12 protein-coding genes are annotated in these 11,934 nt (G+C 70.9%); 5 read left to right on the top strand and 7 right to left on the bottom strand.

The features are described from left to right. Nucleotides 1-39 precede the first annotated feature (39 nt). Genes ABT009_RS18080 through ABT009_RS18070 form a run of 3 tightly spaced genes read left to right on the top strand, consistent with a single transcriptional unit; the run spans nt 40 to nt 1,595 of the window. Nucleotides 40-678: a hypothetical protein gene (locus ABT009_RS18080; RefSeq protein ID WP_351295184.1), complete on the top strand. Its 639-nt coding sequence runs from the start codon at nt 40-42 to the stop codon at nt 676-678. Between the two features lie 2 nt (nt 679-680). Continuing rightward, nucleotides 681-1,112, top strand: coding sequence for a DUF3592 domain-containing protein (locus ABT009_RS18075; protein WP_351295181.1), 432 nt, complete (start codon nt 681-683; stop codon nt 1,110-1,112). A 30-nt stretch (nt 1,113-1,142) separates the two neighbouring features. Then, nucleotides 1,143-1,595, top strand: a complete 453-nt coding sequence (locus ABT009_RS18070) for a hypothetical protein (protein ID WP_351295178.1) — start codon at nt 1,143-1,145, stop codon at nt 1,593-1,595. Nucleotides 1,596-1,606: 11 nt separating this feature from the next. Here the strand turns inward: ABT009_RS18070 and ABT009_RS18065 are convergent, their stop codons facing one another. The 6 genes from ABT009_RS18065 to ABT009_RS18040 form a co-directional block, all read right to left on the bottom strand. Continuing rightward, nucleotides 1,607-3,016: an Nramp family divalent metal transporter gene (locus tag ABT009_RS18065; RefSeq protein WP_351295175.1), complete on the bottom strand. Its 1,410-nt coding sequence runs from the start codon at nt 3,014-3,016 to the stop codon at nt 1,607-1,609. A gap of 116 nt (nt 3,017-3,132) precedes the next feature. Beyond that, a complete protein-coding gene (locus tag ABT009_RS18060; RefSeq protein WP_351295172.1) occupies nt 3,133-3,906 on the bottom strand; it encodes a hypothetical protein in 774 nt (257 codons plus the stop codon). Nucleotides 3,907-4,045: 139 nt separating this feature from the next. Further along, on the bottom strand, nt 4,046-5,575 hold the full coding sequence (locus ABT009_RS18055; RefSeq protein ID WP_351295169.1) for a GntP family permease: 1,530 nt from the start codon (nt 5,573-5,575) through the stop codon (nt 4,046-4,048). Between the two features lie 273 nt (nt 5,576-5,848). Next, nucleotides 5,849-6,259: a RidA family protein gene (locus ABT009_RS18050; protein WP_351295166.1), complete on the bottom strand. Its 411-nt coding sequence runs from the start codon at nt 6,257-6,259 to the stop codon at nt 5,849-5,851. Between the two features lie 14 nt (nt 6,260-6,273). Further along, the gene (locus ABT009_RS18045; RefSeq protein ID WP_351295163.1) at nt 6,274-7,065 is read right to left on the bottom strand and encodes an IclR family transcriptional regulator; all 792 of its coding nucleotides are present in this window, start codon (nt 7,063-7,065) and stop codon (nt 6,274-6,276) included. Next, nucleotides 7,062-8,135: a sugar kinase gene (locus ABT009_RS18040; RefSeq protein WP_351295160.1), complete on the bottom strand. Its 1,074-nt coding sequence runs from the start codon at nt 8,133-8,135 to the stop codon at nt 7,062-7,064. The genes ABT009_RS18045 and ABT009_RS18040 overlap by 4 nt, the downstream gene beginning before the upstream one ends. A gap of 131 nt (nt 8,136-8,266) precedes the next feature. Between ABT009_RS18040 and ABT009_RS18035 the strand changes: the two genes are divergently transcribed. Together ABT009_RS18035 and ABT009_RS18030 are read left to right on the top strand one after the other, a co-directional pair. After that, nucleotides 8,267-9,532, top strand: a complete 1,266-nt coding sequence (locus tag ABT009_RS18035) for an amino acid deaminase (RefSeq protein ID WP_351295157.1) — start codon at nt 8,267-8,269, stop codon at nt 9,530-9,532. Nucleotides 9,533-9,541: 9 nt separating this feature from the next. Then, nucleotides 9,542-11,176, top strand: a complete 1,635-nt coding sequence (locus ABT009_RS18030) for an N-acyl-D-amino-acid deacylase family protein (protein ID WP_351295154.1) — start codon at nt 9,542-9,544, stop codon at nt 11,174-11,176. A gap of 22 nt (nt 11,177-11,198) precedes the next feature. Here the strand turns inward: ABT009_RS18030 and ABT009_RS18025 are convergent, their stop codons facing one another. Next, nucleotides 11,199-11,870 carry an alpha-ketoglutarate-dependent dioxygenase AlkB gene (locus ABT009_RS18025; RefSeq protein WP_351295152.1) on the bottom strand — a complete coding sequence of 224 codons (672 nt, stop codon included), beginning with the start codon at nt 11,868-11,870 and terminating at the stop codon, nt 11,199-11,201. Between the last annotated feature and the right edge of the window lie 64 nt (nt 11,871-11,934).

The raw sequence follows: 11,934 nt of genomic DNA, 5'->3' as shown, positions 1-11,934 counted from the left end.
AGGGACCAGGGACCACGGCAGGCCAGGGAGCGATCGCGGATGAACATCACGAAAAGCGGAAACCGCAGCAACGCCGTGAACGGCCGGAATGACGCGAACAGCCGCAGCAGGGTCAGGACCTTCGCCGGGCTCGTCTCGGGGGTGTGCGCCGCCGCCCTCCTCCTCACCGGCTGCGGTGGCGGCGACCAGGATGCGGGCTCGGTACCCAGCGGCTGGGGCACGCTGAAGACGAAGGGTGTGGACGTCTCGTACCCCAAGGGCTCCGGCGGATACGTGGAGCAGAGCGCCGCCGAGCGCAGCAAGCACAACGCGGCCGCGGCAGTCCGTACCGAGAACGGCACCACCGTTTCCACGATCACGGTGCAGCTGGACTTCACCAACGCCGACTCGGCGGAGGAGGCGGCCATCGCCGCCGAGGCCGGTGTACAGCTCGGCTCGACCCTCAAGGGCGAGAAGGACGTGAAGCTGGCGGGGACGGACGAGGCGAAGCGGGTGGACTTCGAGTTCAGCTCGACCGGCGAGAAGGGCACTCCGCCCAAGGGCACCCGTATCCAGGGCGTGATCCTCACCGGGCTCGACTCGCGGAAGAAGACCTTCGCGGTCCGCATCGACGCGCAGAAGGGTGCGCTGGACGACGCCGACCTGAAGAAGATCATCGACTCGGTCCAGGTGCACTGACCATGGAGATTCCCGGTTCCGGGTACGTCGTCGTCGGGGCCCTCGTGGTCTTCTTCGGCTGGCTGACGGTGAAGCACGCCCGCCGGCTGGTGACCGTCGCGCGGATGGTGCGGAGCGGTACGCGGACCACGGGGACGTGCGTCCGCGTCGAGACCGAGCCGTACAACCGCTCCGACGCGACGCGGCACTTCTTCGCCTTCCGCACCGCCGACGGCCGCGACGTCGAGTTCGAGGACCTCGCGGGCTGGTCGGTGAAGGAGGGCACCGAGGTCACGGTCGCCTACGACCCGCGCGATCCCGAGCGGACGGCGACCATAGCGGGCCGCGGCAGCTGGTCGCCCGTCCTGCAGTGTCTTGCGCTGGTCGCGGGGTGCGGCATGGCCACGCTCGGCTTCACGGCCGTCTTTCTCTACCAGGTGATAGGAGGCAACTGAAATGCCCTGCTCGTCCTTCGGAGGCAAGTAATGTCGTACTACCGCGCGTCCGCGGCCACGTCCCGCAGCGACCGGAAGGGGAACGTCTTCGCGTTCACGCGCGCGTGGGCGGTCGGCGTCGTCGTGCTCGCCGTCTCCGAGTACGTGCAGATGTCCCTGGTCTACGACACGTTCGTCGGGCCGCGCGGCCCCCGCTCCTTCGGCGGCGCCGTGCTCCTCGTCCACCTGCCGAACCTGGTGTGCCTCGCACTGGCCACCTGGGCCGCGGCCCACGCCCACCCCGAACCCCACCGCGACCACCTGCTGCGCCACGCGACAGCCGCCTTCGCCGTCCCGGCGGCCGCCCAACTCCTCACCCTCGCCCTCTCCTGGAACCGCCCCGGCTTCGGCGCCCTCGACCTGGGCATGTCCAGCGCCGTGCTCCTGGCGGGCTGCGCGGTGGGGTGGGCGGCGGAACGGTGGCAGGGGCAGAGGGACGGCTGAGGCGCGGAGGGCTAGAAGAACTCCGCCCACGGCTGGTCCCAGATCTGCTTCACGCACAGGACGACGAACAGGAGGCCGGCGATGGTCAGCATCGCGTTGCTGAGGATGCCGTTGCGCCATTCGCGGGGAGTGCGGGAGGAGTTGAGGAGCCAGATCAGGGTGAGGGCGAGGAACGGCATGAAGGCCGCCCCGAGGACGCCGTAGAGGATCACCAGGCGGAACGGCTGGCCCTGGAAGAGCAGGATGATCGGCGGGAACGTCAGCCAGAGGAGGTAGGCGCGGAAGGGGAGGGACTTCTCGCGGCGGCCGGAGGCGACCTCCTCGCCTGTGACGGCGGCCTCCTGGCCCGGGATGGCCGATCCGGCCGCCCGTACCCGGTCCTTGCGGTACCGCTCCACGAAGTCCGCGAACATCAGGCTCACGCCGTGCCATACGCCGATCAGCGACGTGAACGACGTGGCGAAGAACCCGACCAGGAACAGCTTGGCGGTCGCCGTGCCGTACTCGTCGTCCAGGATCGCGGTGAGGTCGATCAGGCCCTTGTCGCCGCTCGCGATGGCCGTGTGCGAGGCGTGCAGCAGTTCGGCGCCGACGAAGAGCATGGCGATGACGAAGATGCCGGTGGTGATGTACGCGACGCGGTTGTCGAGGCGCATCACCTTCATCCAGCTCGTGTTCGTCCAGCCCTTGGCGTTGACCCAGTAGCCGTACGCGGCAAGCGTGATCGTGCCGCCGACGCCGCCGATGAGGCCGAGCGTGTTGAGCACCGAGTCCTTCTCGTCGGGCAGGACGGGCAGCAGGCCCGCGAAGGCGTCGCCGAGGTTCGGCGTGACGCGGATGGCCAGGTAGACGGTGACGACGAACATGACGCCGACGAGGACCGTCATGACCTTCTCGAAGACCTCGTACTTGTTGAACCAGACGAAGGCCAGGCCGACGAGACCGCAGATGACCGCCCACGGCTTGATCGACCAGTCGGCCGGGAAGACGTCCGGGAACAGCGCCTGGAGCGGCAGCGCGCTCGACGACATCGCCGCCGCGCCGTACACGAACCCCCAGATGACGACGTACACGACGAAGAAGGCCGTGGTCCAGCGGCCCAGGCTGTGCCAGCCGTCGAAGAGGGTGCGGCCGGTCGACAGATGCCAGCGGCCGGCCGCCTCGGCGAGTGAGATCTTGACGAGGCAGCCGACGACGGCGGCCCACAGCAGGGTGTATCCGAAGTTGCTGCCCGCGACGAGCGTCGCAACGAGGTCCCCGGCGCCGACGCCCGTCGCGGCGACGACGATGCCGGGGCCGATGTACTTCCAACTCGACTTGCGGGGCGGGGAGATCGAGCCGTCGGCTCCGGTGCCTGCCCCGTTCTCGTTGTTCCTGTGTTCTTCCGGCCCTGTCCCTGTCGTGTCCGTCGTCTCCGCCATGCGGATCAAGAAAGCGTAAAGAGCACGAACGCACAAGGGGGCACGCAGGGAGCTTTTGACCGATCCTTGACCGGACCATGCCACCATGCCATGGCCGGTCGGTCGGCGGCCGGGTCTCAGGCGTCCCTGTCGCCTGCCCCGATCTTGGCCTCGTCGCTGTCCTCGGTCTTGTCGATCTCGTCGGCGACCTCAGCGTCGTCCTGGGCCTCCTCCTCGAAGTACGCGTCGAGAACCGCGTCGAGCTGGTCCGTCCACTCCTTGATGCGGGTCTTGTCCTTGACCTCGATGTCGGCCGGGTACCAGCGGCGGTCCGGCGTGTGCACCGTGACCGTGAACCAGCGCCCGAACCGGGACGTCTCGATCTCGACCGCGCCGATCTCGTCCCAGCGGAACTCGCACTCCTGGTCGTCCAGGCGGAGATGTACGCCGGCGCGATCCGCGGTGATGGAACCGCGGCGGTCGGATGCCTCGAAGACCGGGTCGTCGTCGCCGGATTCGCCGTCTGCGGCGCTGTCGGCATCGTCCTCGGCGGATGCCTCGGCTGCGTCCGGTTCGGCGGAGTCGCCGGCGTCATCGGAACCGTCGGGCTCGACGGACTCGCCGGACTCTCCGGGCTCGACGGACTCCTCGGCTTCCGGGGCCTCCGAGGTTGCGTCGCCGTCGTCGGCCTCGGCCGCCTCCGCGGCCTCGTCGACCTCGACTTCCTCCGCCGCGGCGGCCTTCTCCTCGGCGACGGCGTCCCCGGACTCCGTCTCCGTCGCGGCGTCCGCCGACGACACCGCCTCGTCCGGTTCGGTGGCGAGGCGGGGAGTCGTGATGCCGGGGACGTACGCCGGATCGGTCGCGGCGGCGTGCACGGGCTGGATGTTCGGACCTCTGCGCTGCTCCACGGCGGCAGTATGGACGACGATCCTGTACCCGCGGCGCCCGACCCCCCGATTGCCCGGCGGAGAGAGTCCCGGCTGTTCCGGTACGGCCCGAACTGCCGCACCGGAACAGCCGCTTGCACACCTATACGAAGATGCTCGGCTACACGAAGATGCTCAGCACCGCCGCCACCGCGAAACCGGCCACCGACAGGACGGATTCCAGCACCGTCCAGGACTTCAGGGTGTCCCGCTCGGAGATCCCGAAGTACTTGGCGACGATCCAGAAGCCGCCGTCGTTGACGTGCGAGGCGAAGATCGAGCCCGCCGAGATGGCCATGATGACCAGGGCGACGAAGGGCTGCGAGTGGTCGCCGGCCTCGATCAGGGGCAGGACGATGCCCGCCGTGGTGACGATCGCGACCGTGGCCGAGCCCTGGGCGACGCGCAGGACCAGCGAGATCAGATAGGCCAGGACGATGATCGGCAGACCGATGTCGCTGAAGGTGTCGGAGAGCGCCTGGGCGACGCCGCTGCCCTTGAGTACGGCGCCGAAGATACCGCCGGCGCCGACCACGAGCAGGATGTTGCCGACCGGCTTCAGCGACGAGGTCGACACCCGCTCAAGGGACTTGCGGGACCAGCCGCGGCGGATGCCCAGCAGGTAGTACGCCATGAGCAGGGCGATGGTCAGCGCCACGAACGGGTGGCCGAAGAACTCGACGACCGAGCGGCCCGTGGACGGATCGAAGGCGATCGAGGAGAAGGTCGCGGCCAGGATCAGGACCAGCGGGGTGCCGATGATCAGGAAGACGGTGCTCAGGGGGACGGGCTTCTCCGACGCCTTGCCGCCCGCGGCCTCCTGCTCGGCGACGACGGCGGCCTTGGCCTCGTCGGCGGCCTCGACCATGTCCTGCGGGACGGGTACGAAGATGCGGTTGCCGATCCACGCGGAGTACGCCCAGGCAGCGAGCACGGCCGGGATGCCGCAGACGATGCCCATCAGGATGACCCAGCCGAGATCCACCTTGAGCAGACCCGCCGCGGCGACCGGACCGGGGTGCGGCGGCAGGAACGCGTGGGTCATCGACAGGCCGGCGAGCAGCGGCATGCAGTACAGCAGGATCGACTTGCCGGACCGCTTGGCGGCGGCGTACACGATCGGCGCCAGGACGAAGATGCCGACGTCGAAGAAGACCGGGATACCGAAGATCAGGCCCGTGAGGCCCATGGCGAGCGGCGCGCGCTTCTCGCCGAACAGGTTCAGCAGACGGGAGGAGAGCACCTCCGCACCGCCGCTGACCTCGAGGATCGCTCCGAGCATCGTGCCCAGACCGATGATGATCGCCACATGGCCGAGGATGCCGCCCATGCCGGACTCGATGAGCGAGACGGCGTCGGACTTCTGGACGGTGCCGAAGAGTTCGGTGACGGACAGACCGGCCGCGAGGCCGACGGCTATGGAGACGGCGAGCAGCGCGACGAACGGCTGCAGTCTGACCTTGATGATCAGGAAGAGCAGCAGCAGGATGCCGAGGGCCGCGACGGTGAGCAGGCCCGCGGTTCCGTCGATGAGGGCGAGGAGACCACCGGTGTGGGGCGGGGTCTCGGCGGGAGCGGACGCCGCAAGCGTGGACGTGTGTGCTGGGAGTGGGGACGCGTGCGCAGCGGGCAGGGACAGGGGCAGGGACATCGAGGGGGACCTCGTGCTTCCATGACGCTTTCGGGCAGGGGGGATCGCGGCACGGCGCCCTGGGTGTGGGCGCCGCGCCGGGATGTACGGCGTGCGGGGAGTTGAGGGGTGTCAGCCTGCGGGTCAGGCGGTCCCGGGAGGGACGGGGACGGCCGGAGGGCCGGGGGTGTTCGGCGGGCCGTTGGGGGCGGCGGGCTGGTGGCAGTGGCGGGCGGCGACGGCCCGCCACTGGAGCACGTGGGGAGGGGTGACCCGGGGGGCGGGTGTGCGACGTCAGCCGAGGACGGCCAGCGCGTCGATCTCGATGAGCAGGCCCTTGGGCAGACCGACGTAGACCGTCGTACGGGCGGCCGGGGGCTGCTTGAGCCCCTGCTCCTCGAAGTACGCGTTGTAGATCTCGTTCATCTCCGCGAAGTGGTCGACGTCCGTGAGGTAGACGCGCATCATCATCACGTCGTCCCAGGTGGCGCCGCCCTCTTCGAGGATCGCCTTGACGTTGGCGAAGGTCTGCAGCGTCTGCTCGCGCAGGGTCGGGCCGGCGGGCGTCGGGGCCTCGCCCTCGACGGCCGGGAGGAAGCCGACCTGGCCGGCGACCTGAAGGATGTTGCCCTTCCTGACTCCGTGCGAGAACTTGGCCGGCGGCGTGGTGTGGGTGGCCGGGGTGATGGCGGTCTTCTCGGTCATGTCGCTCATTTCTCTTACGGGGCTTTGTGGGCCGGGGTGTGCGGGGCCGGGGTGTCCCTCGCGGGGGCACTGCCCGAGTACTCGCGGCTGATGGCGTCGGCGGTGCGGCGCACCAGCGGGAGCAGCGTGAGGAGTTCCTCGGCGGTGACGACGACGTTCGGCGCGGAGACGGACATGGCGGCGACGACGCGCCCGTCCGCACCTCGGATGGGCGCGCCGACGCAGTTGATGGACTCCTCGTGGCCACCGAGGTCGGTGGCCCAGCCCTGTTCGCGTACGGTCGCCAGCTCCTTGAGGAAGGCGGCGGCGTTCGGGATGGAACGGGCCGTGTACATGGGGTAGTCGAGCTTCTCGGCGAGCGCGCGCCGCTCGGCCTCGGGAAGGTCGGCGAGGATCAGCTTGGCGACGGCGGCGACCGTGATGGCGACGGGCTTACCGATGCGCGAGTACATGCGCACCGGGTAGCGGCTCTCGACCTTGTCGATGTAGAGGACCTCGTTCTCCTCGTACACGGCGAGGTGCACGGTGTGCCCGCACTTCTCGTTGAGGTCGACGAGGTACGGGTGGGCGATCTCCCGTATGTCGAGGTTCTCGACGGCCTCCTGGGCGAGGGCGAAGAGGCGGGCGCCGAGGCGGTAGCGCTGGTCGGCCTGGCGGTGGACGAGGCCGTGCTCGTGCAGGGTGCGCAGGAGCCGGAGCGCGGTGGACTTGTGGACGCCGAGGCGGTCGGCGACCTGCCCGAGGTCGGCGGGGCCCTCCGCGAGCAGCGGCAGGATGCTCAGCGCGCGGTCGACGGTCTGGCTCATGGGTTGCGTACCTCCTCCTTGGCCTCCGTCTCGTGCACGTCCTCGGTGACGGCGTCCGTCCAGCCGGGGCCCAGTCGCAGTGTCCCCCACGCGTCGTCGTCGAGGGCGGCCAGTCGGTCGGCGTGGCTCCGGGCCGGCGGAGCGCCGAGGTCGCCGGGGACGGTGAGGGCGGCGGCGGCCATGAGGTGGCCGTGCCGAAGGCGGTCGCGTACGGGGAGGCCGCGCAGGGTGGCGGAGAGGAACCCGGCGGCGAAGGCGTCGCCCGCGCCGACCGGCGCCACGACGTCCACGTGCAGGGCCGGTACGGAGGTGACGGTGCCGTCCTGCTCGAAGACGGTGGCGCCCTCCGCGCCCTGCTTGACGACCACGATCTCCGGCTCGGGCAGCGCCTCGCGGACGGCACGTGCGCCGTGCAGGCCCCACACCTCCCGCGCCTCGTCGTCGCCCACGAACACGATGTCGGCCCCGCGGGCCAGTTCCAGCAGTACGCGCGGCCCGTCGGCTTCGCGCCACAGCCCGGGCCGGTGGTTGACGTCGAAGGAGACGATCGGGCGTCCGGGACGGGATGCCGTCAGCTCCCGCATGAGACCCAGGCACTCCTCGGACAGCGCGGCCGTGATCCCGGAGAGGTGCAGGATGCGGCCCGCACGGAGCGCGTCGAGGTCCACGCTGTCGACCGCCATCGCCGAGGCCGCCGATCCCGCCCGGTAGTACGCCACCTCGTGATCGTCGGTGGCCCGGTCGCTCGCCGTACGGAAGTAGACGCCGGTGGGGCGGGCCGGGTCGCGCCGTACGGACGTGACGTCGACTCCGTACGCACCGATCGTCTCGACCAGGTGGTCGCCGAACCCGTCGGCGCCGACGCGGCTGACCCACCGCGCGGAATGGCCGAGGGCCGCCAGTACGCACGCCACGTTGGACTCGGCGCCACCGATGGCCCGGTCGAACGACGGTACGTCGGCGAGGCGGCCCGGGTGGGAGGGCAGGAAGGCGACCATGGACTCGCCGAGCGTGACGACATCGGCGATGTCCACGCCGTCGGGGAGATGGGTGAGTCCGTCGGTGGTCACGATGGTGGCGGCTCCTCGTCGTCTCAGGTCGCGGCGGCTGCGTTGACCGGCGTTCGCTGGGATGTTAGACAGCATGAAACGACATACGCAATGTGCGTTGCATTCTCTGCAACAGACTCCAGGGAGGCTCCATGAGTGCCGAAGCGCTCGCCCGCCTGACCGCCGAACGCGTCGACCACCGTTTCAAGGGCCTCCCGCCGGACGCCGACGGCCTGACCGTCGGCGAGCTGGCCGCCCAGCGCCGCAACCTCTTCACCGGCGGCTTCGCCACTCCGGTCCTCGCCCTCTCCGCCGAGCGCCTGCAGCACAACCTCGAGCTCATGGAGGAGTACGCGACCCGCCACGGCCTCGCCTTCGCGCCGCACGGCAAGACCTCCATGGCCCCGCAGCTCTTCCACCGCCAGATCGAGCACGGCGCATGGGGCATCACGCTCGCGGTGCCGCACCAGGTCCGCGTGGCGCGGGCGTTCGGCATCCAGCGGGTGTTCCTGGCCAACGAGCTGGTGGACGCGGCGGCACTGAAGTGGATCGCGGCGCAGCTCGCCGCCGACCCGTCCTTCCGCTTCATCTGCTACGTCGACTCCGTCCGCGGCGTCGAACAGATGGACGCTGCGCTGCGCGGGGCCTCGCGCCCGGTGGACGTCGTCGTCGAACTCGCCGCCGGTGAGGGCGCCCGTACCGGCGTCCGTACGGAGGCGGAGTGCGCGGCGGTCGCCGATGCGGTGGCCGCCAGCGGGACGCTGCGTCTTCTCGGCGTCGCGGGCTACGAGGGGGAGGTCCCGGGCGCCGACCCGGAGCGGGTGCACGCCTGGCTGCGCCGGCTCGTCGCCCTGGCCGTCGACTTCGACAAGGCGGGGCGCTTCACGGACACCGGGGAGATCGTGGTGAGCGCGGGCGGCAGCGCCTGGTTCGACGCGGTAGCCGACGTGTTCGCCGAGATCCCCGAACTCTCCCTGCCCGTCCTGAAGCTGCTGCGCTCGGGCGCGTACGTCTCACATGACGACGGCCACTACCGCAAGCTGACCCCCTTCAACCGCGTCCCGGAGGAGGGCGCCCTGGAGCCCGCCTTCCGCCTCTGGGCCCAGGTGGTGTCACGGCCGTCGGCGGAGCAGGCGTTCGTCAACGCGGGCAAGCGGGACGCGGCGTACGACCTGGACCTGCCCTTCGCGCAGGTCGTACGCCGGGACGGCACCGAGCGCCCCGCCACGGGTGTCTCGGTCACCGCCCTGTCCGACCAGCACGCCTGGCTGCGTACGGCTCCGGAAGCGGACCTCGAGGTCGGCGACTGGCTCGGCATGGGCCTGTCGCACCCGTGCACGTCCTTCGACAAGTGGCAGCTGATCCCGGTGGCCGAGGCCGACGGGACGGTCGTCGACTACATCCGCACGTTCTTCTAGGAGGCCGCAGTGGACCTCGTCATCCGTGACGCGGACGTCGTGGACGGCACCGGGGCGGCCTCGTACCGCGCCGATGTGGTCGTCGACGACGGCAGGATCGTGTCGATCGTCAAGGAGGCCGCGGCGGCCGGCTGCCAACGCCCCGCCGCCCGCAGGGAGGTGGACGCCGAGGGGCTCGTCCTCTCCCCCGGCTTCATCGACATGCACGCCCACAGCGACCTCGCCCTCCTCCGCGACCCCGACCACAGCGCGAAGGCCGCCCAGGGCGTGACCCTGGAGGTCATCGGCCAGGACGGCCTGTCGTACGCACCCGTCGACGACCGCACCCTCGCCGAGGTCCGCGCGGCGATCACCGGCTGGAACGGCGGCGGCCCCGGGGACGACAGCATCGACTTCACTTGGCGCTCGGTCGGCGAGTACCTGGACCGCCTGGACCACGGTTTCGACGGCGAGGGCATCGCCGTGAACGCGGCTTATCTGATCCCGCAGGGCACCGTCCGCATGCTCGCCGTCGGCTGGGACGACCGCGAGGCGACGCCCGCCGAACTGGACCGCATGCGGCAGCTGGTGACGGAGGGAATGGAGCAGGGCGCCGTCGGCATGTCGTCCGGCCTCACCTACACGCCCGGCATGTACGCCAAGGACTCCGAACTCGCCGAGCTGTGCCGGGTCGTGGCCGCGCACGGCGGCTACTACTGCCCGCACCACCGCTCGTACGGCGCGGGCGCCCTCGAGGCGTACGCGGAGATGGTGGAGCTGACCCGCTCCGCCGGCTGCCCGCTCCATCTCGCCCACGCCACGATGAACTTCGGCGTGAACAAGGGCCGCGCCCCGGAGCTTCTCACCCTCCTCGACGACGCGCTCGACGCCGGCGCCGACATCAGCCTGGACACGTATCCGTACACCCCCGGCTGTACGACGCTCGTGGCGATGCTGCCGAGCTGGGCGAGTGAGGGCGGCCCGGAGGCGATCCTCACGCGCCTCAAGGACGACGCGACGGCCGAGCGGATACGCCACCACCTGGAGGTCGTCGGCTCGGACGGCTGCCATGGCGTGCCCATCGAGTGGGACACCATCGAGATCTCGGGCGTCTCCCAGCCGGGCCTCGCGTCGTACGTCGGCAGGACGGTTCGGCAGTCGGCGGACGAGCGCGGCGAGGACCCCTGGGTGACCGCTCGCCGCCTGCTCGTCGAGGACCGCCTCGGGTCGACGATCCTGCAGCACGTGGGCCATGAGGAGAACGTGCAGGCGATCATGCGGCACCGCGTCCACACCGGCGGCTCGGACGGAATCCTGCAGGGCGACAAGCCGCATCCGCGCGCGTACGGGACCTTCCCGCAGTATCTGGGCCGGTACGTACGGGACTTGGGCGTCCTCTCCCTGGAGGAGTGCGTCGCCCATCTCACCGGGCGCCCGGCGGCCCGGCTCCGTCTCCCCGACCGGGGGCTGGTTCGCGAGGGCTACCGCGCCGACCTGGTGCTGTTCGACCCGGACACGGTCGCGGCGGGGTCGACGTTCGAGGCGCCGAGGGTGCTGCCGACGGGCATCCCGCACGTGCTGGTCGACGGCCGTTTCGTGATCGAGGACGGGCGGCGCACCGGTGTCCTCGCCGGGCGCGCGGTCCGCGGCGCCGGGGCGCGCTGAGCGGACGCCTCGCCCGCCCCTGTCAGCGCACGCCCTCGGGCCGGAACTGGATGCTGATCCGCGGCCCCGTCGCATGCGCGCTCTTGGGCACGGCATGTTCCCAGGTGCGCTGGCAGGAGCCGCCCATCACGATCAGATCGCCGTGGCCGAGCGACTGCCGTACGGTCGCGCGGCCACCCTGGCCCGCGCCGCCCCCGGCCCCGCCCGGGGGCCGGCGCGGGCGCAGCAGCAGATCGCGCGGTGTGCCCACGGACAGGATGGCGACCATGGTGTCCTCGCGGGCGCCGCGGCCGATCCGGTCGCCGTGCCAGGCGACGCTGTCGCGGCCGTCGCGGTAGAGGCAGAGCCCCGCGGTGGCGAAGGGTTCGCCGAGTTCGGCGGCGTAGTGCACGGAGAGCGCGGCCCGCGCCTCGTCCAGGACGGGGTGCGGGAGGGGGTCGTCGGCGCCGTAGAAGGCGAGCAGCCGCGGCACGTCCACCACCTGCTCGTACATCTGGCGCCGCTCGGCACGCCAGGGCACCACGTCGGCCAGATGCTCGAACAGCGCGTCCGCCCCGTGCAGCCACCCCGGCAGCACATCGATCCAGGCCCCGTCGCCCAGCACGGTCCTGCGGGCGCCGGTCAGCGGGCCGAGACGGATGTCGTCGGTCTGGTCGAAAAGCGAACCCTGGAGTCCCTGAAGGTGCGCGGACATGGCTCCAGAGTACCCACCAAACCGAACATGCGATCTATTTGAACGGGCGCGTCGCCCAGGCGGC

The organism is Streptomyces sp. NPDC002896, assembly GCF_040295225.1.
Lineage (GTDB): Bacteria > Actinomycetota > Actinomycetes > Streptomycetales > Streptomycetaceae > Streptomyces.
This window is presented reverse-complemented; position numbering and strand designations above follow the sequence as displayed.